The following is a 23,731-nucleotide window of genomic DNA, read 5'->3' as shown; positions in this document are numbered from 1 at the left end:
GTGATATGGATCGGGCAGTCTTTATGACGTTTAACGATTTTTCGAGCGTCGTGAATCAACTTAAAAATGAAGCCGATTTGAGTCTTTATCGTTCGGACAATTATGAAACTCCCTTTGCCGAGGTGAGTGAAGTCGGTGCTGATGAATACGCTCTGTACAACGATTCGCCGTTCCTGGCGCTGATGATCGGTGACCGTGCGGAGGGTGAAAGAGTCCTGGGGAAAGGACAGCGTGACCTGACCCGTAGCGACCGCAAGGGTTTCGTCGACATTCGTTACGGCGGTGAAGATGAGGAAGCGCTAGGGGCGTCCACGTTTCTCGGTGACCCCAGCGAGACGGAAAAAAAAGTGTCCAGCTGCCTTGTCCGGATACTGAAAAAAGTTGCCAACAAAGGTGTGACGTTTGCGGACGGCACCGTTTCCAAAATACCGGACAACTATTACTGGACCGATGCCGCTTTGCAGTCGGGTAAAAACTGGCACTATTTTTTAGGCCGTGGCGTGAGAAAAATCCAGAACAAAGAACCTGGCATGGTTCCCAAGCAGGCCGAATTGAAGGGGGAGCGCAGCCGCTCCCGGATGGGGCCCTGATTACAGCAAGCTGATCGGATAGCTGACAATCAGCCGGTTCTCATCAAACTCGTTGTTGCTGAAGTCCCGGCGCATGGTCGAGTTGCGCCATTTGACGTTCAGGTCCTTGAGCGTGCCGCTTTGCACGGTGTAACCCAGTTCTGATTCGCGGCCCCATTCCTTGCCGTCGGTGGTGGTGGCGGTGTGTACGTTGTCGCCGCTGATGTAGCGGTTCATCAGGGTCAGGCCGGGAATGCCGAGGGCGACGAAGTTGTAGTCGTGGCGTACTTGCCAGGAGCGTTCCTGGGCGTTGTCGTAGCTGTTGTTGTAACTGTCGTTGGCCAGTGTGCCGCCGCTGGTGCCGTTGACCCGCATCCAGGCACTGTCGCCGGTGAGTTTTTGCAGGCCGACATAGAAGGTGTTGCCGCCGTACCTGGCCGAAAACAGGCCGGACCAGGTCTTGTTGTCCAACTCGCCGGCCCGGGCGCTGCCGTCATCCTTGCCGTAGAAGACACCGAGGTTGGCGCCGAGGGTCCAGTCGCCGATGGGCTGCGTGTGGATCAGGTTGACGAATTGCTGGCTGTAGATGTCCTTGAGTTCGGCGTTCCACAGGCCAATCTGGGTGTGCTTGTCGTTGAAGACGTACTCGCCGCCCTGGAAGTTGAAACGGTCAGAGGTGAACGCCGCTTTGCCGACCATCGACATGTCGCTCATGCTGCTGTCGTCCCGCGGGCTGTTGGCGCGGAACTGGCCGCCGTACAGCGTCAGGCCGTCGATTTCCTTCGACATGATTTGCCCGCCACGGAAGGTTTGCGGCAGGGAGCGGCCGTCATCCGAACGCAGGATCGGCAGCACCGGCATCCATTCGCCGACCTTCACTTCGGTCTGGGATAGCTTGGCTTTGAACGCGACGTTGGTGCGGCCAAAGCTGTCCGCCGGGCGCCCATCGTGATCCAGCGGCAGCAACTGCGTGCCACCGGTGCCTTTGCCGCCGTCGAGTTTCAGCGAGTACAGCCCCAGCACATCCATCCCGAACCCGACCGTGCCCTGGGTGAAACCGGACTTGGCGTCGAGGATGAAGTTTTGCGTCCATTCCTCAGCCTTGCCCTGGGCTTTGGTCGGGTTGGTGAAGTTACGGTTGATGTAGAAGTTACGCAGGTTCAGGTTGACCTTGGCCCCCTCGACAAAACCCGACTCTTCGGCGGCGGCGGGCAAGGCACTGCCGGCCAGTGCGGCGGCGATGAGGCTGGGAAACAGGTACTGCGCGGTGGAAGGCTTCATGGGCTCGGGTCTCTCTAATTGTTAGGGGTGAAACGGGGCGCTGCCGCAACCTGGGGGTGCAGACACAAGATTTGAAAAGGGGGGAGGAACGGGTGAGATCAGCCGGACAGGGCAGGGCGCGGGGGCATGGTGATGAACCTGTTGTTATTGGTTTTGTGAGGCGAATGGTGCGGGGGATGGGCGGCGGGATTCAATTGGCTTGGACGGGTTTTGGGCGATTATCGAACGTAAGATTGGCTTGGATTTTGGGGCGGATGTGCTGGCCTCTTCGCGAGCAAGCCCGCTCCCACAGGTGACCGCATTCCTTCAGAGAGAACGCGGTCACCTGTGGGAGCGGGCTTGCTCGCGAAGGCGCCAGGCCGGACAACACACCTCTTCCCGCCGCCAACAAAAAGCCCACCAATCGGTGGGCTTCTTGTAGTTCAAAGCGCTATCAGAACAACTTCAACTTCGGCGCTTCTTCTTTCAACGGCTCGTTCTTCGCCGTTTGTTCGTTCCAGCCACCACCCAGCGCCTTGTACAGATTGACCGCGCTGTTCAACTGCGCCAGACGATCGGTGATCAGTGTCTGTTGAGCACTGAACAACTGACGCTGGGCATCGAGGAAGGTCAGGTTGCTGTCGACACCAATGCGATAACGACGCTCGGCCAGACGGTAGTAGTCCTGGTTGGCGGCGACGAAATCACGTTGGGCCTGCAACTGCTCGGTGTAGGTCTGGCGGGCGGCCAGGCCGTCGGCGACTTCCTGGAAGGCCGTTTGAATGGACTTCTCGTAGTTCGCCACGCCGATGTCTTTCTGGATTTTCGAGTAATCCAGGCTGGCGCGCAGGCTGCCGGCGTTGAAGATCGGCAGGTTGATCTGCGGCGAGAACAGCCAGGTCCCCGAACCACCCTTGAACAGACCGGACAGGTCCGGGCTCAGGGTGCCGGCATTGGCGGTCAGGCTGATGCTCGGGAAGAACGCAGCCCGCGCCGCGCCGATGTTGGCGTTGGCGGCCTTCAGGTTGTATTCGGCCTGGAGGATGTCCGGACGACGCTGCAGCAAGTCCGACGGCAGACCCGGCGGTACGTCGCTCAGCAGATCATCCGACAATGGCTTGGCGGCTTGCAGGTTGCCCGGCACGCCGGTGCCGAGCAGCAGCACCAGGCTGTTTTCATCCTGAGCGACCTGACGGGTGTACTTGGCCAGTTGTGCCCGGGCGTTTTCCACCGAGGTACGCGACTGCGCCAGGTCCAGGGCCGATGCAACACCGACTTCGTTGCTGCGCGAGGTGAGCTTGTAGCTCTCCTCGAACGCGCCGAGGGTGTCCTGGGTCAGTTTCAGCAGTTCCTTGTCGGCCTGCCAGGTCAGATAGGCGTTAGCCACACTGGCGACCAGGCTGATCTGGGTGCTGCGCCGTGCTTCTTCGGTGGCGAAGTATTTCTGCAGGGCTTCTTCGCTCAGGCTGCGAACCCGACCGAACAGGTCGAGTTCATAGGCGCTGATACCGACCGTGGCGGAGTAGGAACTGGTGATCCCCGCCTGACCGGTTTGCGACATGTCCGCCGGAACACGTTGACGGCTGCCGGAGCCAGTGGCCGAAATGGCCGGGTACAGATCCGCACGCTGAATGCGGTACTGAGCGGCGAATGCGTCGATGTTCAGGGCCGCGACACGCAGGTCACGGTTGTTCTCTAGGGCGACCTGGATCATCTGTTGCAGCGCCGGGTCATGGAAAAACTGCTTCCAGCCTTGTTCGGCAGCGGCCTGGCTCGGCGCCTGGGCCGGCGAATACGCCGGACCTTGCGGGAACTGACCTGCCACCGGTGCTGCAGGCTGCTGATAGTCAGGAATCAGCGAGCAGCCGCCGAGCACGAAAGCGGCAACAGCTAGGGAGAGTAGCGACTTGCTCATTGGCCAGCCTCTTTAGGAGTTTCATTGGCGTCTTCCTCGTCAGCTTTATTACGCTGGCCGATGGATGACACGGTGACGAAGAACAGTGGGACCCAGAAGATCGCCAGGACCGTGGCGGTGATCATACCGCCAATTACCCCGGTGCCGATCGCATGCTGGCTGCCCGAACCGGCGCCGGTGGAGATGGCCAGCGGAACCACACCGAGTACGAAGGCCAGCGACGTCATGATGATCGGTCGCAGACGCATGCGGCAGGCCTCGATCGCCGCCTCGCGCAGGGATTTGCCTTGCTCGTGCAGTGCCTTGGCGAACTCGACGATCAGAATGGCGTTTTTCGATGCCAGGCCGATGGTTGTCAACAGCCCCACCTGGAAGTACACGTCGTTGGACAGCCCTCGCAGACTTGTTGCCATCAATGCACCGATGATCCCCAGTGGCACTACGAGCATGACCGCGATCGGAATCGACCAGCTTTCATACAACGCCGCCAGACACAGGAACACCATCAGCAGCGACAGGGCATACAGCGCTGGCGCTTGCGAGCCGGACAGCCGTTCCTCGTAGGACAGACCGGTCCAGGAAATACCCACGCCCGCCGGCAGTTTCTTGGCAATGGCTTCGACTTCGGCCATGGCTTCACCGGTGGAGTAGCCCGGCGCCGGAGCCCCGAGGATTTCCATCGCTTCCACGCCGTTGTAACGGGCCAGTTTTGGCGAACCGTACACCCACTCGCCCTTGGCGAACGCGGAGAACGGCACCATGGTGCCCGCGCTGTTGCGCACATACCATTTCTTCAGGTCTTCCGGGCTCATGCGCGAGCCTGGCTTGCCTTGTACGTAAACCTTCTTCACCCGACCACGGTCGATAAAGTCGTTCACGTAGCTACTACCGAAGGAGATCGACAGCGTGCTGTTGATGTCGGAGAGGGTCAGGCCGAGGGCGCTGGCTTTCTCGTCGTCGATTTCCAACTGGTATTGCGGTTCGTCGTTCAGGCCGTTCGGACGCACCTGGTACAGCACCTTGCTCTGTGCCGCCATGCCGAGGAACTGGTTACGCGCAGCCATCAGCTTGTCGTGACCGATACCGGCGCGGTCTTGCAGGAACACGTCGAAACCGGTGGCGTTACCCAACTCCAGTACCGCTGGTGGTGCGAAGGCAAACACCATGGCATCGCGGAAGGTAAAGAAGTGCTGCTGAGCGCGGCCTGCCAGGGCAAACACGCTGTTGCTCGCATCACGCTCGCCCCACGGTTTGAGCATGATGAACGCCAGACCGGAGCTCTGCCCGCGACCGGCGAAGTTGAAGCCGTTTACGGTGAACACCGAGGCTACCGCACCGGATTCTTTCTCCAGCAGGTAAGAACGCATCTCGTCGATCACCACTTGGGTGCGTTCGGCACTGGAACCGGCCGGGGTTTGCACCTGGGCGAACAGTACGCCCTGGTCTTCTTCCGGCAGGAACGCGGTCGGGATGCGGGTGAACAGCCAGATCATGCCGACGATGATCAGCAAGTAAGCCAACAGATACGGGATCTTGTGCTTGAGCATGTTGCCGACACCGCGCTCGTAGCTTCTGAGGCCACGGTCGAAGTTGCGGTTGAACCAGCCAAAGAAGCCGCGTTTCGGGGTGCCGTGCTCGCCTTTCGGAATCGCCTTGAGCATGGTGGCGCAGAGCGCCGGGGTGAAGATCAAAGCGACCATCACGGAAAGCGCCATGGCCGAAACGATGGTGATCGAGAACTGCTTGTAGATCACACCGGTGGAACCGCTGAAGAACGCCATCGGCAGCAGTACCGCCGACAGCACCAACGCGATACCGACCAGCGCGCCCTGGATCTGCCCCATGGATTTCTTGGTGGCTTCCTTGGGCGACAGGCCTTCCTCGCTCATCACCCGCTCGACGTTTTCCACCACGACAATGGCATCGTCCACCAGCAAGCCGATGGCCAACACCATACCGAACATGGTCAGGGTGTTGATGCTGAAACCGAACGCCGCGAGGATGCCGAACGTACCCAGCAATACCACCGGCACGGTCATTGTGGTGATGATGGTGGCGCGGAAGTTTTGCAGGAACAGGAACATCACCAGGAACACCAGCACGATCGCTTCGACCAGGGTTTCAACCACGCCCTTGATCGACTCGGTCACCACCGGAGTGGTGTCGTACGGGAACACCACTTCCATCCCTTGCGGGAAGAACGGCTGCAGGTCGCTGATGGTTTTACGCAGAGCCTTGGCCGTATCGAGGGCGTTGGCGCCGTTGGCCAGTTTTACCGCCAGACCTGAAGCCGGTTTGCCGTTGAACTGCGCCGCGATGCTGGAGTTTTCGCCACCCAGACCGACATCGGCGACATCACCGACGCGGACTTGCGAGCCATCCTTGTTGACCTTCAGCAGGATCGCCTTGAACTGCTCGGCAGTCTGCAGACGGGTCTTGCCGATGATCGTGGCGTTCAGTTGCTGGCCAGGCAAGGCCGGCAAACCACCGAGTTGACCGGAGGAGATCTGAACGTTCTGTGCCGAGATCGCGGCACTGACATCGGCCGGGGTCAGGTTGAAGTTGTTCAGCTTGGCCGGGTCGAGCCAGATCCGCATCGCGTACTGGGCACCGAAGACCTGGAAGTCACCGACACCGGCGGTCCGGGAGATCGGGTCCTGCATGTTCGACACGATGTAGTTGGACAGGTCGTCCTTGGACATGCTGCCGTCTTGCGAGACCACGCCAATCACCAGCAGGAAGTTTTTCACTGCCTTGGTCACGCGGATACCCTGTTGCTGCACTTCTTGCGGCAGCAGCGGGGTGGCCAGGTTCAGTTTGTTCTGGACCTGAACCTGCGCGGTGTCGGAGTTGGTGCCCTGCTCGAAGGTGGCGGTAATGGTCATGCTGCCGTCGGAGTTACTTTCCGACGACACATAACGCAGGTTATCGATACCGTTGAGCTGTTGCTCGATGACCTGCACCACGGTGTCCTGCACGGTTTGTGCGGACGCGCCTGGGTAGGTTACCTGGATCGCAATGGCCGGCGGCGCAATGCTCGGGTATTGGTTGATGGGAAGCTTGAGGATCGATAGAGCCCCGACCAGCATGATCACGAGGGCAATTACCCACGCGAAAATCGGACGGTCGATAAAAAATTTCGACATGGTTTACTCCCCTTTGCCGCTGTAAGCCTTATCAGCTGTCTGAGCGGGGGCCGGGTTCTTTGCGCCAACGTTGGTGGCTTCGGTCGGCTTGACCTCAATGCCAGGCTTGACGAATTGCAGCCCTTCGGTGATCAGGCGATCGCCCGCCTTGAGACCGTCTTCGATCAGCCACTGGCTGCCGACGGTACGGCTGGCCTTGAGCTGACGCAGCTCGACCTTGTTATCGGGACCGACGACCAGTGCGGTCGGGGTGCCTTTGAGGTCGCGGGTCACACCTTGTTGCGGAGCCAGGATCGCCGCGCTGTTCACGCCGGATTGCAACTGGGCGTGAACGAACATGCCGGGCAGCAGGGTGTGATCTGGGTTGGGGAACACGGCGCGCAGGGTGACGGACCCGGTGGTCTGGTCAACCGAGACTTCGGAGAACTCCAGTTTGCCGTCCTGCTTGTACTGGCTGCCGTCTTCAAGGGTCAGTTTGACCGCGGCCGAGTTGTCGCCCGCCTTTTGCAGGCGACCGCTTTCCAGTTCGCGGCGCAGTTCAAGCAACTCGACCGAGGACTGAGTGACGTCGACATAGATCGGGTCCAATTGCTGAATGACCGCCATCGCGTCGGTCTGGCCGCTGGTGACCAGCGCGCCTTCGGTCACCGAAGAACGGCCGATGCGACCGGTGATCGGTGCGTAGACCTTGGTGTAGCGCACGTTGATCTGGGCGGACTGCAGGGACGCTTCCGACTGCAAGCGATTGGCCGTGGCCGTGTCGTATTCCTGACGGCTGACGGCTTGCTCCTGGACCAGTTGCTTGTAGCGATCGGAGATCGACTTGGTCTGTTGCAGGTTGGCTTCGGCGCTTTTCAGGGTGGCCTCATAGACCGACGGATCGATCTGATAGAGCTGCTGGCCGGCCTTGACGTCGCCACCTTCCTTGAACAGGCGCTTGAGAATGATGCCGTTGACCTGTGGGCGAACTTCGGCGATGCGGTACGCACTGGTACGGCCTGGAAGTTCGGATGTCAGGGTAAAGGCTTGAGGTTGCAGGGTTACGACGCCGACCTGAGGGGCGGGAGGGGCCGGAGGTGCCTCTTCCTTTTTACATCCGCTGAGCAGCGATGCGAGGGCGACGGCGGTGACCAGAGCGGTAACAGCTGGCTTGAATTGCATGAAAATCCTCGGGTCAGGCGCGCAAGATGCGCACTCGAAAGGTGGAAGGGTAAAAAAAGTGCGCTGAGTAGATAAGTAGCTTGCTAATGAATATACTTACGTTCATGGTTGTTTGTAAACACCTAGGCTGCGTACCCACACCGTTACGGAAGCTGTTCAAAGGTTTGAATTGTAGGCCGGGGACGACTCCCAAGAGCATTCGCCCCACTTTTATTCAGCGGTTGTTCAGACATCGCTGAAGCATCCTGATTGAGGTTGTACTGCCATGGTCCGTCGTACCAAAGAGGAAGCTCAAGAAACCCGTAGCCAGATACTCGAAGCGGCAGAGAAAGCCTTTTATGAAAGGGGCGTGGCACGCACGACGCTGTCGGACATCGCTAGCCTGGCTGGCGTTACTCGCGGGGCCATCTACTGGCATTTCAGCAACAAGGCGGACCTGGTGCAGGCGATGCTCGATACCCTGCATGAGCCACTGGATGAAATGGCCAAGGCCAGTGAGAGCGAGCACGAACTCGATCCGCTGGGCTGCATGCGCAAGTTGCTGACTCATTTGTTTCATCAAGTTGCCCTGGACCCGAAGACCCGACGCATCAACGAGATTCTGTTTCATAAGTGCGAATTCACCGATGAAATGTGTGACCTGCGCCAGCAACGCCGGGCGGTCAGCCTCGACTGCAATGTTCGCATCGCCCTGGCCCTGACCAATGCGGTAAATCGGGGCCAATTGCCGGAAGATCTCGACACGGCCCGCGCGGCGATCAGCCTGCATGCCTACATCGACGGCATCCTGTATCAGTGGTTACTGGCGCCCGACAGCTTTGAGCTGCACGTCGAGGCCGAGCGGTGGGTCAATACAGGGTTGGATATGCTGCGCTTGAGCCCCAGCCTGCGCAAATGAAACAAAATGCGTAATTGGAACAGGTTGTGTCAACACTTCAGGCAGCAACCCATTTGCTTTGCTCGCCTCGACATCATGGTGTGCTTTTATATACGGACTAGTAGCAGGTTGATAGGTAGCGAGCTACGTATTTTGTAGGGAATTTGTTTCGTGGGTGTTAAGGACTGTAAATAAACCCGCAAATAGCTTCCGAAGCTTCCAATTCGTTGAACGCGAGTGCAAAAAAAGCCCCGGCTCTTTCGAGTCGGGGCTTTTTAATGTCTGCGATCGTTACAGCGTTGGATAGTCGATATAGCCGACCGGACCCTTGGCATAGAACAATTCTGGACGTGCTTCGTTAAGCGGTGCATCCGCTTTCAAGCGCGCCGGCAGGTCCGGGTTGGCAATGAACGGCACGCCGAACGCGACCGCATCAGCCTTGCCCGAGGCCAGCCAGGCGTTGGCGCTGTCCTTGGTGAAGCGCTCGTTGGCGATGTACGGGCCGCCGAAAGCTTCTTTCAATTGTGGGCCCAGGCTGTCGCCGGCTTCTTTTTCGCGGGAGCAAATGAAGGCGATGCCACGTTTGCCCAGTTCGCGAGCCACGTAAGTGAAGGTCTCGGACAGGTTGTCGTCGCCCATGTCATGGGAGTCAGCGCGCGGTGCGAGGTGCACACCCACGCGGCCGGCACCCCAGACTTCGATCGCGGCGTCCGTCACTTCCAGCAGCAGGCGCGCACGGTTTTCCAGGGAGCCACCGTAGTTGTCGGTGCGCTGGTTGGTGCTGCTTTGCAGGAACTGGTCGAGCAGGTAACCGTTGGCGCCGTGGATTTCCACGCCGTCGAAACCGGCAGCCTTGGCGTTCTCGGCACCCACGCGGTAAGCGTCGACGACGTCGGCGATTTCAGCGATTTCCAGAGCGCGCGGCGTCGGGTAGTCGGCCAGCGGGCGAACCAGGCTGACGTGACCTTTAGGCTGGATGGCGCTCGGTGCAACCGGTGTTTCGCCGTCGAGGTACGACTCATGGGAAACCCGCCCAACGTGCCACAGTTGCAGGACAATCTTGCCGCCGGCCGCATGGACCGCTTTAGTCACGTTGGCCCAGCCACGTACCTGGTCGTTGGACCAGATGCCGGGGGTGTCCGGGTAACCGACGCCCATCGGCGTCACCGAGGTGGCTTCGCTGAGGATCAGGCCGGCCGAGGCACGTTGTACGTAGTATTCGGCCATCAGCGCGTTCGGCACACGGCCTTCGTCGGCGCGGCAGCGGGTCAGCGGTGCCATGATGATGCGGTTGGCCAACTCGAGGTCGCCCAGTTTGATCGGATCGAAAATAGTCGTCATTTAATACAACCCTCGTGAGGTTCAGTTAGTAGCAGGGGCCAGTTCGGGGTTACCGCTCTGACGGAAAGTAATCAGGGTCACCAGCAGGGCGAGCACCGCCAGTGCGGCGGCCGCGAGGGGCACGCTGGTCAGGCCGAAGCCGTGGGCGATGACGCTGCCGCCGACCCAGGCACCGAGTGCGTTGCCGACGTTGAACGCGCCGATGTTCAGGGTCGACACCAGGTTGGGTGCCGCTTTGCCGAAGGTCACCACGTTCACTTGCAGGGCCGGGACAGCGGCGAAGCACGCGGTGGCCCAGAGGAACAGGGTGATTTCGGTCGGGATCACGGCAACGCTGGTCCAGGTCAGTACGGTGGAAACCACCGCCATGGTGATGAACACACCGATCAGCGTCGCCGCCATGCCTTTGTCAGCCAGTTTGCCGCCGATGATGTTGCCGACCGTCAGGCCCAGGCCGATGAGCATCAGGGTCCAGGTCACGCCGCGTGGCGAGACGCCGGTGACTTCGCCCAGCAGCGGCGCCACATAAGTGAACAAGGTGAAGACTGAGGCGGCGAACAACGCCGTCATGCTCAGCGACAGCCAGATCCCGGCGCCTTTGAGGGCGCGGAGTTCGGCGCGCATATCGAGTTTTTCTTCATCGCGCTTGGCCGGCAGGAAGCGGATCAGGCCGATCAGGGCGATCACGCCGATCACGGTCACCGCCCAGAAAGTCGAGCGCCAGCCGTATTGCTGACCGAGCGCAGTGCCCAACGGCACGCCGAGGACGTTGGCCAGGGTCAGGCCGGTGAACATCAAAGCCACCGCCGAAGCGCGTTTGTTGGCCGGCACCAGGCCCGCCGCAACGACTGAACCGATACCGAAGAACGCGCCGTGGCACAGGGCGGTGACCACACGGGCAAACATCAGCACGTTGTAGTCACTGGCCAGAGCGCACAGCAGGTTGCCGACGATGAAAATCCCCATCAACGCTACCAGCGCGGCCTTGCGCGGCAGTCGGGCGGTGGCCAGTGCCATGAACGGCGCACCGATGGCCACGCCCAGGGCGTATCCGGTCACCAGCCAGCCGGCGCCCGGGATCGACACACCGAGGTCTGCCGCCACATCGGGCAGCAGGCCCATGATGACGAACTCGGTGGTGCCGATGGCGAAGGCACTCAGGGCCAGAATGAGTAGCGAGAGGGGCATTGATTAAGTCCTTGTCGGAGCGCTGAGCTCTTTGACGATGGCGTCGAGGGCCGCCTGAATCACGTCCTCGTTGCGTTTGAAGAAGTGCCATTGACCGGCTTTCTGGCTGCTGATCAGACCCGCACGTTGCAACGTCGCCAAATGCGCGGACACAGTCGACTGCGACAGACCGCAGCGCTGATCGATCTGCCCGGCGCAAATGCCGTATTCGTGGTTGTGGATCTGTTCCGGGAACTGGACCTTGGGGTCTTTCAGCCAGATGAGAATGTCTCGGCGTACTGGGTGTGCCAGGGCTTTTATTATTTCGTCGAGGTCAAGGGTCATGGTGTGGGCTCGTGATGAGTAAAACGCTATATCGCGATGAGGCGAACTTTAAATCGTTGAATCGCGATATACCAATATGATTTCGGTCTGATGACCGAGTAAATCGGTATATCGGGTTATAACGATACGCTGGGTGTAACGATACGAACGCGCAGTGCTAAGCTGCGCGACATGAACTATCTCGCACATCTGCACCTCGGTGGCCAGCGCCCCGGTCAATTGCTTGGCAGCCTCTATGGCGATTTCGTCAAGGGACGGCTGCAAGGGCAGTTCGCCCCGGAGATCGAAGCCGCCATCCAGCTGCATCGCAGCATCGACGTGTTCACCGACCGTCATCCGTTGGTGGACATCGCGTTGTCACGGTTTTCAGTCACCCGGCGGCGTTATGCCGGGATCGTCCTTGACGTGTTTTTCGACCATTGCCTGGCCCGGGACTGGACGCTTTACGCGGATCAGCCGCTGGCGCAATTCACTTCGGACGTTTACCGGGTGCTGTCCAACGAGCCGCAGTTGCCCGATCGCCTGGCGCAGATTGCGCCGCACATGATGGCGAATGACTGGTTGGGCTCTTATCAGGATTTCGAAGTGTTGGCGCAGGTGCTGCGGGGGATTTCCCGGCGCCTGACCAAGCCTGAAGAACTGGCCGGGGCGATGCAGGAATTGCGAGGGTTGTATGAGCCGTTGAGTGAGGATTTCAGAGTGTTCTATCCGCAGCTTCAGGCATTCACCCAAAACTACCCAGCACCATGAACCCCTGTGGGAGCGGGCTTGCTCGCGAATGCGGTAGGTCATTCAACATCTAAGTCGACTGATACACCGCATTCGCGAGCAAGCCCGCTCCCACAGGGGATGTGTGTTCAAGCAGCAATCGCGGGACGCATCGGCACTTGCTGTTTTTCCGGGATCGTTCCAAACAACGCCCTCTGCACCGCCTGCTGCGCTTCGAACGCCAGCGCCGCACGCTCGCGACCTTCGCAGGCAATCGGCTTGAGCAGGTGAATCTCCACATCCCCCCGATCATTGGCGAACAAACGCATCAGGTGCGAGAGCAAATCATCGTCGCCAATAAACGGTGCCAGCGAGTCGATTTTCCCGTCACGCAGGTAACGAATCGCCACCGGTTGCAGCTTCACCTCGGAATCAATCGCCGCAGACAGCAGTCGCCCGTGGAAGGTACGCAACGAACGGCCATCGGTGGTGGTGCCTTCCGGGAACATCAGCAGCGGATGCTGTTGCTCCAAATGACGAGTCATCTGTTTGCGGATCAACTGGCTATCGCCCGAACCCCGGCGGATAAACAGACTGCCGGCCTTGGCCGCCAACCAGCCGGCCACCGGCCAGGTGCGCACTTCGGCTTTGGACAGGAACGACAGCGGCGTGATCATGCCCAGCAGCGGAATATCGGTCCAGGACACGTGGTTGCTGACCCACAGCATCGGCGCCTTCGGCAGCTCGCCATGCACGGTCACGCGAAAGGGCAGGGCGTTGCTCAACCGCGCCATGAAAAACCGCGACCAGCGCTGACGCCGGACCATCGAGTGGGCAATCCCCGCGCGTTCGAACACGCCGAACACACTGGCCATGGTCAAGCCCAATGCGACCACGATCAGCACTCGCGCAATTCGCGCGTACACCCGCAGGCGACTCATTACATGGCCGCCTTGAAGTGTTTGGCGTAACGCGGGCAGAGTTCGTCGCGCTTGAGCAGAATGAACACGTCGGCGACCTGGAAGTCTTCGTCCCAGCACGGCTCGCCGCAGATCTTCGCGCCAAGACGCATGTAGGCCTTGAGCAGTGGCGGCATTTCGGCGATCACGTTCGAGGGAATGTCCAGGGTCGGCAGCGGCTTTTTCGGCTCGGCGCGCAGGTGTTCGGTGCACAGGTAGCGTTCGCGCAGGCGCTGCATGATCGCGTGGGCCTGAATCCCGCCGTCCTGCATCGGGATGCTCGCGCAGCCCATCAAGTAACTGTAGCCGCCCTGGTTGAGGACTTCGGCCAGTTCACCCCAGAGCACGGCGATGGTGCCGCCGTTGCGATAGGCCGGGTCGACGCAGGTGCGACCGATTTCCAGGATCGGACCTTTCAAGTGGACCAAGCCATGGAGGCTGAATTCTTCTTCGCTGTAGAACTTGCCCAGGCTGCTGGCGGCGGTGTGGTCGAGCAAACGGGTGGTCGCCACCAAACGCCCGGTGTTCAAGTCACGTACGCCGATGTGGGCGCAGTGAACATCATAATCATCCATGTCCAGGCCACGTTCCGCGCCTTTCAGCTTGGCGTTGAATTCGCCGCTGAACACGTTGAAGCGCAGGGCCTGGGCTTCCTGCAAAGCCTCGCTGCCGATCAGGCGTTCGGCTTGCAGGCGGCGTTCATTGCCGGTGTCGCTGATGCGGGCGATCTGAGTCATTGTGAATCTCCGTACGGGCCGGGCACCCGTCGTGGGTTGCAGCCGATCGACTTTCTTTATGCAGCCGTGTTGTGCAAAGTCAGGCTATGTAGCCCCGGTGTCATCGCCATGAAGCTTTGGTGATGCTTATATGACAGCCCACAAGGAGCCTCTTATGCCCTGGCAAACCCTGCTCAATCGCCGCGAACGCCTGCCCGCCAACGCGGACCTGGCCGAAGGCTTCGCGACCTTGTTGCATCAGTTGGGCACGGTCACGCCGTTCGAACTGGCGGTGGCCGGCGCACGCTTGATGGCGACGCCGGGGCTGGCGTTTCTGGTGGGCTATCAAGCGGCGTTGCGCATGCTCTGGCCGAGCGCGCCGCAGAGCCTCGGCGCCCTGTGCGCGACCGAACAGCGCAGCCTGCGCCCGGCGGACATGCAGACCCGCCTCAAGGATCTGCGCCTCGATGGGCGTAAGGATTTCGTCACCGCCGGCGACGCCGCCGACTGGCTGCTGATCGCCGCCCGCAGCGAAGAACTCGGGGAAAAACCACGGTTGAGCCTGGCGGTGGTGTATCCCGGCGAACCAGGCGTGCGCCTGGAAAAACTCCCGGCCATCCCGTTGATGCCGGACATCAGCCACAGTCGGGTGTTTCTCGACAACGCCTTCTGCGAATTGCTGGCGGGGGATGGCTGGGATGCTTACGTCAAACCGTTTCGCACCCTGGAAGACGTCTATGTGTTGAGCGCCATGAGCGCTTGGCTGTATGGCGTCGGTCAGGACAGCGACTGGCCGCAAACCCTGCAACTGCGCTTGCTGGCGCTGCTGGCCGGGTGTGCGGAAGCCAGTCGCCAGGCGCCGGGCAGTGCGGCCGGGCATGTGCTGCTCGGTGGGTTGTTTGCGCAGTTTGAGGGGCTCAAGGCTGAGGTGAATCAGGCCTTGGCGGGTGGGCCGCCGTTGTGGGCGGCGATGTGGCAGCGCGATCAGGCGGTGATGGATCTGGCGGCGGGGGCTCGGGGGAAGCGGTTGGCCAAGGCACTCGCGGGATCTTCGCCGGATTGACTGGCCTCTTCGCGAGCAAGCCCGCTCCCACATTTGAAATGCATTCCCCTGTGGGAGCGGGCTTGCTCGCGAAGACGGCGTCATGGACAACACAAACTCAAAAACTGTAACCAACCTCAACTAGTCTCAGCAGGCCCATCCGCCCGAGCCCCCGCCATGTTCAAAGGTGTGTCCCTGCTTTTCATCCTTCTGCTCAGCCTGTCGGCCCACGCCGAAAACTGGCCCGCCGAACAATGGGCGCAAGGCCCGGCGATCACCGGCCCGGCCCTTGAAGCCCTGGAAACCTACGCCTTCCCGACCCGCGATGACGCCACGCGAACCGGCATCCGCACCGACGCCTTGTTGGTGATCCGCGACGGCCAATTGATCTACGAACGCTATGCCGGCGCGACTACCGCCGACACCCCGCACCTGACCTGGTCGATCAGTAAAAGCCTGATGGCGGCGGTGCTCGGCGTAGCGTATGGCGAAGGTTTGTTCACCCTGCAGGACCCGGCGGTGAAGTTTTACCCGGCGCTGGAGAATCATCCGGCGATTACCCTGGCCGATCTGCTGCACTGGGCCTCCGGCCTCGACTGGCAGGAAGACTACGAATACGCGCCGCTGAAATCCTCGGTGGTGGCCATGCTCTACACCCGCGGCCACTCGAACATGGCCGCGTTCACCGCCGGGCATGATGAATACGCCGCGCCGGGCCAGGCGTTTCGCTATTCCAGCGGCGACAGCAACCTGCTCTCGGCCGCGCTGAAAAACATCGTCGGCCCGAGCCGATATCCAGACTATCCGTGGACCGCGTTGTTCGAGCCCTTGGGGATTCGCCATGCGGTGTGGGAAACCGATGCCACCGGGACGTTCGTCGCGTCGTCCTACGCCTACCTCACCGCCCGGGATCTGGCGCGGGTCGGATTGTTGATGGCTCGCGATGGTCGTTGGGGTGATCGACAATTGCTGCCCAAGGATTGGGTCGCGTTCAATCGCGAACCGTTTGCCGGCTATCGCGCCCATCAGGACGAGGCTGTGCCCGGAGGTCAGTGGTGGCTTAATCGCGCGGTGGACGGCGCGACGCAACCCTGGCCCGATGCGCCGGCCGACACCTTCGCGGCGCTGGGCCATTGGGGGCAGGTGTTGTATGTGATTCCCAGTGAAGACCTGGTGATCGTGCGTTATGGCGATGATCGCGACGGCAGCTACCGGCATAACGAACTGCTCAAACTTGCGCTGAAGGCGTTTGCCGGGAAGGTGCAGCCATGAACGGTTTTGTTCGCCGTCGTCCCTTCACCAGCGTTTTTCTATTGCTGCTGATTTTGCTGCTCGGCTGGATCTGGCAGGAGCGGGTGGCGCTGTGGGCATTCCCGGACATCATCAGCGCCTACACCGCCAAGGAATATTGTTCCTGCCGTTACGTGATGAATAATGACGCCGGCTACTGTCATGGCTATGTGAAGCAGTGGTTGCCCTTCAGCGGGTTTACCGATGACGAAGCTTCAAAGCACGTGACGGTTAGTGGCATGGGGCGCAGCAATAGCGCGCAGTGGATTGGCGAACGCCAGGGGTGTCGTCTGATCCCCTGAACGCAACTACCGATGTAGCAGCTGGCGAAGCCTGCGTTCGGCGGCGAAGCCGTCGTCAATCCAGCCGCTTGGGTCTACCTGAAACCCCGCAGTGTCTGATTTTACGACTGCTGCGCAGCCGAACGCAGGCTGCGCCAGCTGCTACACAGGTTTGCATCTGGCTCGCAGGCGGTTAAGGTTCGCTCAGGTTTTCTTGCCCCACGAGTGTCTATGTTCAACCGCGCCCTCTGCAAAACCCTCACCTTCCTGCTGCTGGCCGGGGCCACGCTGTCGGCCCACGCCGATTGGTACCTGGACGGCGAGTCGTCGCGGCTGTCGTTCATCAGCACCAAAAATGCCAACATTTCCGAAGTGCAGCGCTTTCTGGTGCTGCACGGCAAGGTCGAGCCCACGGGCCTGGCGCGGGTGGAAGTCGAGATGGATTCGGTGAACAGCGGCATCCCGCTGCGTGACGAGCGGATGCGCAAGGACCTGTTCGAGATCCAGACGTTTCCCGATGCGCTGATCACCGCGCAGATCGACCTGCGACCGATCAACGACCTGGCGCCCGGCGCCCAGCTGGAATTGCGTTTGCCGCTGACCGTCAGCCTTCACGGCAAACAACATGAATACAGCGCCGAACTGTTGGCGACCCGGCTCGATGACCGGCGCTTTCAAGTGGTGACTTTGGAGCCGCTGGTGATCAACGTTGAAGATTTCGACCTGGCCCCGGGGCTGGAAGGTTTGCGCAAGGTCGCCGGTTTGTCGGCCATCAGTTTGTCGGTGCCGGTGAGTGCGGTGCTGATTTTCACGGCGCGCTGACATGGCCGGTGCCGTATTTCCGTGGCGTGAAGGCAACCATTTCGAATTGCTGATCGACGGTCCGCAGTTCTTTCCGCGCATGTTGGTGGCGATTGCCCGCGCTGAAGAACAGGTCGAACTGGAGCTGTATCTGGTGGAAGCGGGGGCCTGCGCCGAGGCCATGGTCCAGGCGCTGGTGCAAGCCGCCGAGCGCGGTGTGCGGGTGCGTTGCCTGTTCGATGATTACGGCAGCCTGGCGTTCACGCTGAACCTGCGTCAGCGCTTGATGGCGGCGGGGGTGGAACTGCGTTTCTACAATCGCCTGAGCTGGCGGCGCTGGGTCGGCAACTTCTACCGCGATCACCGCAAGCTGTTGTTGGTGGACCAGCGCCTGGCCGTGGTCGGTGGCACCGGTGTCACCGATGAATTCTGGACGCCGGGCAAAGACACCAGTGAATGGCACGAAGTGATGGTGGAAATCAGCGGCCCGCTGGTGCTGGACTGGCAATTGCTGTTCGACCGCCAATGGATCGCCAACCGCCATCGCCGCGCCTGGAAACCCGCCTCGCACTTCGGCCTGCCGCGTTTGCCTCGGGTGCCGTCCATGGGCGAGGGCATGGGCCGGGTCGCGTATGCCGACGCCCGTCAGCACCGGGATATCTTGCAGTCGTTGTTCCGTGCCTTGAACAGCGGCCAGAAACGCATCTGGCTGGCCACGCCGTATTTTCTGCCGACCTGGAAAGTCCGCCGCTCGTTGCGCAAGGCTGCCGCACGCGGCATCGACGTGCGTTTGCTGCTGACCGGACCGCGCACCGATCACCCGTCGGTGCGGTACGCCGGGCACCGTTACTACCCGCGACTGCTCAAGGCCGGCGTGAAAATCTTCGAATACCAGCCGTGTTTCCTGCACCTGAAAATGGTGCTGGTGGACGACTGGGTAAGCATCGGTTCCTGCAACTTCGACCACTGGAACCTGCGCTTCAACCTGGAGGCCAACCTGGAAGCGCTGGACCCCGGATTGACGGCGGCGGTGGCGGCGAGTTTCGAGAAGGACTTTGCCCTGAGCCAGGAAGTCAGCCTCGAGGCCTGGCAACGCCGGCCGTTGTGGCGGCGGGTGAAGCAGCGAGTGTGGGGATATGTGGATCGGTTGGTGGTGAATCTGCTGGATCGACGCGGATAGTCGCCAACACCGCATACCCTTTGTGGGAGCGGGCTTGCTCGCGAAAGCGGTGTGTCATTCAAACTGATTGCGACTGACACACCGCCTTCGCGAGCAAGCCCGCTCCCACAAGGGATTGGCGTCGAGCGCAAAATTTGATTTCAACCCAAAACAACTGTGGGAGCGAGCTTGCTCGCGAAGGCGGCTTAACATTCAACGAAGATGCTGAATGTGACGGCCTCTTCGCGAGCAAGCCCGCTCCCACAGGGGATTGGCGTCGAGCGCAAAATTTGATTTCAACCCCAAACAACTGTGGGAGCGAGCTTGCTCGCGAAGGCGGCTTAACATTCAACGAAGATGCTGAATGTGATGGCCTCTTCGCGCGCAAGCCCGCTCCCACAGGGGATTGGCGTCGAGCGCAAAATTTGATTTCAACCCAAAACAACTGTGGGAGCGAGCTTGCTCGCGAAGGCGGCTTAACATTCAACGAAGATGCTGAATGTGACGGCCTCTTCGCGAGCAAGCCAGCTCCCACAAGGGATTGGCGTCGAGCGCAAAATTTGATGGCAACCCAAAACAACTGTGGGAGCGAGCCTGCTCGCGAAGGCGGCTTAACATTCAACGAAGATGCTGAATGTGACGGCCTCTTCGCGAACAAGCCCGCTCCCACAGGGGATTGGCGTCGAGCGCAAAATTTGATTTCAACCCAAAACAACTGTGGGAGCGAGCTTGCTCGCGAAGGCGGCATCACATTCAACGAAGATGTTGAATGTTCGGGCCTCTTCGCGAGCAAGCTTTGCTCCTACAGCGGGATTGGCGTCGAACACAAAATTTGATCGCGACTCAAAACAACTGTGGGAGCGGGCTTGCTCGCGAAAACGGTGTGTCATTCAAACTGATGTCGACTGACACACTGCCTTCGCGAGCAAGCCCGCTCCCACAGGTTTTTGTGGCGTTTGGAAAATTACAGCAGTTCGAAACTCTGCTGCGTCACGTCCTGTGAATCCAGGCCGATCTGCACGTTGAACTTGCCCGGCTCCGCCGCGTACTTGAGCTGGGCGTTGTAGAACTTCAGGTCGTCCTCGGTAATGGTGAAGTGCACGACTTTCTGTTCGCCGGCCTTGAGCATGACTTTCTGGAAGTTCTTCAGTTCCTTGATCGGGCGAATCATCGAGCCGGTCACGTCCTGGATGTACAGCTGCACCACGGTTTCGCCGTCGCGCTGGCCGGTGTTTTTCAGCATGACGCTGGCGTCGAGCTTGCCGGTCTTGTTCAGGGTGGTCGACGACAGCGCCATGTCGTCCACGCTGAACGTGGTGTAGCTCAAGCCGAAACCGAACGGAAACAGCGGCCCGGTGGTGTCATCGAAATACTGCGAGGTGTAGTTGCCCGGTTTGCCCGGCGTGAATGGCCGGCCAATGCTCAGGTGGTTGTAGTAGGTCGGAATCTGGCCCACCGAACGCGGGAAGGTGATCGGCAGTTTGCCCGACGGGTTGTAGTCGCCGAACAGCACGTCGGCGATGGCGTTGCCGCCTTCAGTGCCGCTGAACCAGGTTTCCAGAATCGCATCAGCCTGTTCTTTCTCGTCGAGAATCGACAGCGGACGGCCGTTCATCAACACCAGCACCAGCGGTTTGCCGGTGGCTTTCAGGGCCTTGATCAACTCGCGCTGGTTGACCGGGATGTTCAGGTCGGTACGGCTCGACGATTCGTGGGACATGCCACGGGATTCACCGACCGCCGCTACCACGACATCCGCGTCCTTGGCGGCTTTCACCGCTTCGTCGATCAGCACCTGGGCCGAGCGCGGGTCATCCACCACTTCCGGGGCATCGAAGTTGAGGAAGTTGAGGTAATCGAGCACTTTTTTGTCGCTGGTGATGTTCGCGCCACGGGCGTAGATCAGTGTGGCTTTGTCGGCCACGGCGGCGTTCATGCCGTCGAACAGGGTCACCGATTGCGCCGGCTTACCGGCGGCGGCCCAGCTACCCATCATGTCGATCGGCGCCTTGGCCAATGGACCGACCAGGGCAATTTTCGCGGTTTTCTTCAGCGGCAGGGTGTCGTTCTGGTTTTTCAGCAACACCAGGCTGCGGCGCGCAACGTCGCGGGCCTCGGGGCGGTGCATGCGGCTTTCGGCGTAGGTGTCCGCCGGGTCATCTTCAGCCTTGCCGATGCGCAGGTACGGGTCCTTGAACAGGCCCATGTCGTACTTGGCGGCCAGCACTTCGCGCACGGCGTTGTCGATGTCGCTCTGCTGGATTTCACCGGCCTTCAACAGCCCTGGCAGCTCTTTGCCATAGAGGGTGTCGTTCATGCTCATGTCGATGCCGGCCTTGATCGCCAGCTTCGCCGCTTCACGACCGTCCGCCGCGACACCGTGCTTGATCAGCTCGAAAATCGCCCCGTGGTCACTGACCGCCAGGCCCTTGAAACCCCATTCCTTGCGCAACAGGTCGTTCATCAACCAGGTGTTGGCGGTGGCCGGTACGCCGTTGATCGAGTTCAGCGCAACCATCACTCCACCAGCGCCGGCATCAATCGCGGCGCGGTACGGCGGCAGGTAGTCCTGATACATCTTGACCGGGCTCATGTCGACGACGTTGTAGTCGCGACCGCCCTCGACCGCGCCGTACAAGGCGAAGTGCTTGACGCTGGCCATGATGCTGTCGGCCGCGTTGGCGCCCTGGCCCTGGAAGGCCTTGACCATCACGCCGGCAATGCGCGAGACGAGGTACGTGTCTTCACCGAAACCTTCGGACGTCCGGCCCCAACGCGGGTCGCGGGAAATATCGACCATCGGCGCGAAGGTGATGTCGAGGCTGTCCGCCGCGGCTTCCTTGGCGGCGATGCGCCCGGAACGCGCGATGGCGTCCATGTCCCAGCTTGACGCCAGGGCAATCGGGATCGGGAAAATGGTGCGGTGGCCGTGGATCACGTCATAGGCGAAGAACATCGGGATCTTCAACCGGCTGCGCATGGCAGCGTCCTGCATCGGACGGTTTTCCGGGCGGGTGATCGAGTTGAACGTGCCACCGATGTTGCCGGCGGCGATTTCCTTGCGGATCAGCTCCCGAGGCATTTCCGGGCCGATGCTGATCAGGCGCAACTGGCCGATTTTTTCATCGAGGGTCATTTGTTTCATCAGGTTGCTGATGAAAGCGTCCTTGTTCTCCAGAGGTGCGGGGGTCGTGGCGGCCAGTACGGTATGACTGGCCAGGCTGACGAACAGGCCCAGCAAACACAGCTTCTTCATGAATAGTTTTCTCAAAAGCCTAAGCGGCAGTGAATACACGCCGGTCAGCCAAAATTTAGGGAGCGACTATTGTTGTTCGGGCGTTGTTCAGGAAAATGCAGCACACTTCTGAACTCTTATTCGCGCAGGGCATCTTTTAGCCCATTGGCCCGATGCAATCCAGTGGTGGCGCCAGATTATGCCTCATCAGCCGGGTTTGAAGGCCGCAGGTTGTTTTTCAACGGAATGTGCACGGGAGCATCACCTACATGAATGTACGACTCAACTATCGCTCGAGCCTGCAAGTCGCGGCACTGATGCTGCTGACCACCCTGCTGGCCGGCTGCGGCATCAACAACATCCCGACCCTCGACGAACAGGCCAAGGCCGCCTGGGGTCAGGTGCAGAATCAATACCAGCGCCGTGCCGACCTGATCCCCAACCTGGTGGAAACCGTCAAGGGCTACGCCAAGCACGAAGAAGACACCCTGACCGCCGTGGTCGAAGCCCGGGCCAAGGCGACGTCGATCCAGGTCGATGCCAATACGCTCGACAACCCGGAAAAACTCAAGCAGTTCCAGGCCGCCCAGGACCAGTTGACCGGTGCCCTGAGCCGTTTGATGGTGGTGTCCGAGCGCTATCCGGACCTCAAGGCCAACCAGAACTTCCTCGCCTTGCAATCGCAGCTTGAAGGCACCGAAAACCGTATCGCCGTGGCCCGCCGCGACTTCATCCTCGCCGTGCAGAAATACAACACCGAAATCCGCACCTTCCCCGGTCGCCTGTGGCACAGCGTGATGTACAGCGATTTGCCGATCCGCGAGACCTTCGAAGCGACCAGCCCGGATGCTGAAAAAGCGCCGCAAGTGAAATTCTGACGAATAGCTACAAGTTGTAAGTGGCAAGCGGCAAGCGAGGGCAACTCGTCCTGCTTCTACTTGCAGCTTGCCGCTTGAAACTTGCCGCTGTCCCGGAGGGATTCCAATGCGCGTGTTGAAGATGGGCCTGGTGCTGTTGCTCTGGATGGTTGCGGTCACGGCCCAGGCCGAGCTGAAGTTCCCGCCGCTGACCGGGCGGGTGGTGGACAACGCGCAGATGATCGAGCCGGCGGTGCGCGAGCAGTTGACCCAGCAACTCCAGGCCCACGAAACCGCTACCGGCGAGCAATTGGTGGTGGTGACCTTGCCGGATTTGCAGGGCACCGACATCGCCGATTTCGGTTACCAACTCGGGCGCGCCTGGGGCATCGGCCAGAAAGACAAGAACAACGGCGCGCTGCTGATCGTCGCTCGGGATGAGCGCAAGTTGCGGATCGAAGTCGGTTATGGCCTGGAAGATCGCCTGACCGATGCCCAGAGTTCGGTGATCATCAACCAGGTGATCACCCCGGCGTTCAAGACCGGCAATTTCAGCAAGGGCATCAGCGACGGGGTCGCGGCGATGCTGGTGGTGTTGGGCGGCAGTCCGCTGGATGAACCGTCAACGGTGTATGAGCCGCGAGGTGATGAGGACAGCGATTTCGTTTCTCGGCATCCTGGGCTGTTCATCTTTCTGGTGATGCTGTTCATCCTGACGATTTTTGTCCTGCAAATGCTGGGTATCCTGCCTACCGGCCGAGGCGGCTCCAGTGGTTCGAGCGGCGGTTTCGGCGGTGGAGGGTTTGGCGGCGGCGGTGGAGGCGGGGGCTTCAGCGGCGGTGGTGGCAGTTTCGGGGGCGGCGGTTCGTCGGGCGGCTGGTGAAAATAATAATGAACGAGCA

General features: G+C 60.5%; 21 protein-coding genes. 11 read left to right on the top strand and 10 right to left on the bottom strand.

Features of this window, described 5'->3' with window-relative positions; translation table 11 throughout:
* The first annotated feature begins 5 nt into the window (after positions 1–5).
* Positions 6–590 carry a hypothetical protein gene (locus tag HB680_RS04485; protein WP_213937412.1) on the top strand — a complete coding sequence of 195 codons (585 nt, stop codon included), beginning with the start codon at positions 6–8 and terminating at the stop codon, positions 588–590.
* Here the strand turns inward: HB680_RS04485 and HB680_RS04480 are convergent, their stop codons facing one another.
* From HB680_RS04480 to emhA, 4 genes are all read right to left on the bottom strand, one after another.
* Positions 591–1,850 carry an OprD family porin gene (locus HB680_RS04480; protein ID WP_213937411.1) on the bottom strand — a complete coding sequence of 420 codons (1,260 nt, stop codon included), beginning with the start codon at positions 1,848–1,850 and terminating at the stop codon, positions 591–593.
* A gap of 433 nt (positions 1,851–2,283) precedes the next feature.
* Positions 2,284–3,744, bottom strand: coding sequence for an AdeC/AdeK/OprM family multidrug efflux complex outer membrane factor (gene emhC, locus HB680_RS04475; RefSeq protein WP_213937410.1), 1,461 nt, complete (start codon positions 3,742–3,744; stop codon positions 2,284–2,286).
* Positions 3,741–6,890 carry an efflux RND transporter permease subunit gene (emhB, locus tag HB680_RS04470; RefSeq protein WP_213937409.1) on the bottom strand — a complete coding sequence of 1,050 codons (3,150 nt, stop codon included), beginning with the start codon at positions 6,888–6,890 and terminating at the stop codon, positions 3,741–3,743. The genes emhC and emhB overlap by 4 nt, the downstream gene beginning before the upstream one ends.
* Before the next feature lie 3 nt (positions 6,891–6,893).
* Positions 6,894–8,051, bottom strand: coding sequence for an efflux RND transporter periplasmic adaptor subunit (emhA, locus tag HB680_RS04465; protein ID WP_213937408.1), 1,158 nt, complete (start codon positions 8,049–8,051; stop codon positions 6,894–6,896).
* A gap of 265 nt (positions 8,052–8,316) precedes the next feature.
* Between emhA and emhR the strand changes: the two genes are divergently transcribed.
* Positions 8,317–8,949, top strand: coding sequence for a TetR family transcriptional regulator (gene emhR, locus HB680_RS04460; protein ID WP_213937407.1), 633 nt, complete (start codon positions 8,317–8,319; stop codon positions 8,947–8,949).
* 270 nt (positions 8,950–9,219) lie between these two features.
* On the opposite strand, the gene HB680_RS04455 is transcribed toward emhR, so the two are convergent.
* Genes HB680_RS04455 through HB680_RS04445 form a run of 3 tightly spaced genes read right to left on the bottom strand, consistent with a single transcriptional unit; the run spans position 9,220 to position 11,781 of the window.
* Positions 9,220–10,269: an alkene reductase gene (locus HB680_RS04455; RefSeq protein ID WP_213937406.1), complete on the bottom strand. Its 1,050-nt coding sequence runs from the start codon at positions 10,267–10,269 to the stop codon at positions 9,220–9,222.
* A 21-nt stretch (positions 10,270–10,290) separates the two neighbouring features.
* Entirely contained in the window at positions 10,291–11,457 is a 1,167-nt protein-coding gene (locus HB680_RS04450) for an MFS transporter (RefSeq protein WP_213937405.1), read from the bottom strand.
* Between the two features lie 3 nt (positions 11,458–11,460).
* A complete protein-coding gene (locus HB680_RS04445; RefSeq protein ID WP_201195345.1) occupies positions 11,461–11,781 on the bottom strand; it encodes a helix-turn-helix transcriptional regulator in 321 nt (106 codons plus the stop codon).
* A 171-nt stretch (positions 11,782–11,952) separates the two neighbouring features.
* On the opposite strand from HB680_RS04445, the gene HB680_RS04440 reads away from it, so the two are divergent.
* Positions 11,953–12,531, top strand: a complete 579-nt coding sequence (locus HB680_RS04440; protein WP_213937404.1) for an ACP phosphodiesterase — start codon at positions 11,953–11,955, stop codon at positions 12,529–12,531.
* A 107-nt stretch (positions 12,532–12,638) separates the two neighbouring features.
* On the opposite strand, the gene HB680_RS04435 is transcribed toward HB680_RS04440, so the two are convergent.
* Positions 12,639–13,430, bottom strand: coding sequence for a lysophospholipid acyltransferase family protein (locus HB680_RS04435; RefSeq protein WP_213937403.1), 792 nt, complete (start codon positions 13,428–13,430; stop codon positions 12,639–12,641).
* Positions 13,430–14,185: an L-ornithine N(alpha)-acyltransferase gene (gene olsB, locus HB680_RS04430; protein ID WP_213937402.1), complete on the bottom strand. Its 756-nt coding sequence runs from the start codon at positions 14,183–14,185 to the stop codon at positions 13,430–13,432. The genes HB680_RS04435 and olsB overlap by 1 nt, the downstream gene beginning before the upstream one ends.
* 154 nt (positions 14,186–14,339) lie before the next feature.
* Here olsB and HB680_RS04425 point away from each other — a divergent pair, with 154 nt between their 5' ends.
* The 6 genes from HB680_RS04425 (at position 14,340) to HB680_RS04400 (ending at position 19,573) form a co-directional block, all read left to right on the top strand.
* Positions 14,340–15,227, top strand: a complete 888-nt coding sequence (locus HB680_RS04425) for an acyl-CoA dehydrogenase family protein (RefSeq protein WP_213937401.1) — start codon at positions 14,340–14,342, stop codon at positions 15,225–15,227.
* 156 nt (positions 15,228–15,383) lie between these two features.
* Complete coding sequence (locus tag HB680_RS04420; protein ID WP_213937400.1) at positions 15,384–16,478, top strand: serine hydrolase; 1,095 nt, start codon at positions 15,384–15,386, stop codon at positions 16,476–16,478.
* Complete coding sequence (locus HB680_RS04415) at positions 16,475–16,798, top strand: amidase (protein WP_213937399.1); 324 nt, start codon at positions 16,475–16,477, stop codon at positions 16,796–16,798. The genes HB680_RS04420 and HB680_RS04415 overlap by 4 nt, the downstream gene beginning before the upstream one ends.
* Before the next feature lie 210 nt (positions 16,799–17,008).
* Positions 17,009–17,599, top strand: a complete 591-nt coding sequence (locus HB680_RS04410; protein ID WP_213937398.1) for a YceI family protein — start codon at positions 17,009–17,011, stop codon at positions 17,597–17,599.
* A 1-nt stretch (position 17,600) separates the two neighbouring features.
* Positions 17,601–18,758 (top strand): phosphatidylserine/phosphatidylglycerophosphate/cardiolipin synthase family protein, encoded by a 1,158-nt coding sequence (locus HB680_RS04405; protein WP_213937397.1) that lies wholly within the window; start codon positions 17,601–17,603, stop codon positions 18,756–18,758.
* A gap of 134 nt (positions 18,759–18,892) precedes the next feature.
* Positions 18,893–19,573, top strand: a complete 681-nt coding sequence (locus tag HB680_RS04400; protein WP_213937396.1) for a hypothetical protein — start codon at positions 18,893–18,895, stop codon at positions 19,571–19,573.
* A gap of 128 nt (positions 19,574–19,701) precedes the next feature.
* Here the strand turns inward: HB680_RS04400 and bglX are convergent, their stop codons facing one another.
* Complete coding sequence (bglX, locus tag HB680_RS04395; RefSeq protein WP_213937395.1) at positions 19,702–21,993, bottom strand: beta-glucosidase BglX; 2,292 nt, start codon at positions 21,991–21,993, stop codon at positions 19,702–19,704.
* Between the two features lie 248 nt (positions 21,994–22,241).
* Between bglX and HB680_RS04390 the strand changes: the two genes are divergently transcribed.
* A complete protein-coding gene (locus tag HB680_RS04390; RefSeq protein ID WP_123507476.1) occupies positions 22,242–22,850 on the top strand; it encodes a LemA family protein in 609 nt (202 codons plus the stop codon).
* 106 nt (positions 22,851–22,956) lie between these two features.
* Positions 22,957–23,712, top strand: a complete 756-nt coding sequence (locus HB680_RS33015) for a TPM domain-containing protein (protein WP_213937394.1) — start codon at positions 22,957–22,959, stop codon at positions 23,710–23,712.
* Positions 23,713–23,731 lie beyond the last annotated feature (19 nt).

The sequence above is a fragment of the Pseudomonas sp. dw_612 genome (assembly GCF_018449725.1).
Classification (GTDB): Bacteria; Pseudomonadota; Gammaproteobacteria; order Pseudomonadales; family Pseudomonadaceae; genus Aquipseudomonas.
The sequence above is the reverse complement of the archived record's forward strand: the minus strand, read 5'-3'. Positions and strand labels throughout refer to the sequence as shown.

Bases quoted from the DNA above. Each gene is read 5' to 3' on its own strand.
- HB680_RS04445 (WP_201195345.1), bottom strand. From the start codon at position 11,781: ATGACCCTTGACCTCGACGAAATAATAAAAGCCCTGGCACACCCAGTA.
- HB680_RS04480 (WP_213937411.1), bottom strand. From the start codon at position 1,850: ATGAAGCCTTCCACCGCGCAGTACCTGTTTCCCAGCCTCATCGCCGCC.
- HB680_RS04425 (WP_213937401.1), top strand. From the start codon at position 14,340: ATGCCCTGGCAAACCCTGCTCAATCGCCGCGAACGCCTGCCCGCCAAC.
- bglX (WP_213937395.1), bottom strand. From the start codon at position 21,993: ATGAAGAAGCTGTGTTTGCTGGGCCTGTTCGTCAGCCTGGCCAGTCAT.
- HB680_RS04450 (WP_213937405.1), bottom strand. From the start codon at position 11,457: ATGCCCCTCTCGCTACTCATTCTGGCCCTGAGTGCCTTCGCCATCGGC.
- HB680_RS33015 (WP_213937394.1), top strand. From the start codon at position 22,957: ATGCGCGTGTTGAAGATGGGCCTGGTGCTGTTGCTCTGGATGGTTGCG.
- HB680_RS04420 (WP_213937400.1), top strand. From the start codon at position 15,384: ATGTTCAAAGGTGTGTCCCTGCTTTTCATCCTTCTGCTCAGCCTGTCG.
- HB680_RS04455 (WP_213937406.1), bottom strand. From the start codon at position 10,269: ATGACGACTATTTTCGATCCGATCAAACTGGGCGACCTCGAGTTGGCC.
- HB680_RS04405 (WP_213937397.1), top strand. From the start codon at position 17,601: ATGGCCGGTGCCGTATTTCCGTGGCGTGAAGGCAACCATTTCGAATTG.
- HB680_RS04440 (WP_213937404.1), top strand. From the start codon at position 11,953: ATGAACTATCTCGCACATCTGCACCTCGGTGGCCAGCGCCCCGGTCAA.
- HB680_RS04390 (WP_123507476.1), top strand. From the start codon at position 22,242: ATGAATGTACGACTCAACTATCGCTCGAGCCTGCAAGTCGCGGCACTG.
- emhB (WP_213937409.1), bottom strand. From the start codon at position 6,890: ATGTCGAAATTTTTTATCGACCGTCCGATTTTCGCGTGGGTAATTGCC.
- olsB (WP_213937402.1), bottom strand. From the start codon at position 14,185: ATGACTCAGATCGCCCGCATCAGCGACACCGGCAATGAACGCCGCCTG.
- emhC (WP_213937410.1), bottom strand. From the start codon at position 3,744: ATGAGCAAGTCGCTACTCTCCCTAGCTGTTGCCGCTTTCGTGCTCGGC.
- HB680_RS04435 (WP_213937403.1), bottom strand. From the start codon at position 13,430: ATGAGTCGCCTGCGGGTGTACGCGCGAATTGCGCGAGTGCTGATCGTG.
- HB680_RS04410 (WP_213937398.1), top strand. From the start codon at position 17,009: ATGTTCAACCGCGCCCTCTGCAAAACCCTCACCTTCCTGCTGCTGGCC.
- HB680_RS04485 (WP_213937412.1), top strand. From the start codon at position 6: ATGGATCGGGCAGTCTTTATGACGTTTAACGATTTTTCGAGCGTCGTG.
- HB680_RS04415 (WP_213937399.1), top strand. From the start codon at position 16,475: ATGAACGGTTTTGTTCGCCGTCGTCCCTTCACCAGCGTTTTTCTATTG.
- emhA (WP_213937408.1), bottom strand. From the start codon at position 8,051: ATGCAATTCAAGCCAGCTGTTACCGCTCTGGTCACCGCCGTCGCCCTC.
- emhR (WP_213937407.1), top strand. From the start codon at position 8,317: ATGGTCCGTCGTACCAAAGAGGAAGCTCAAGAAACCCGTAGCCAGATA.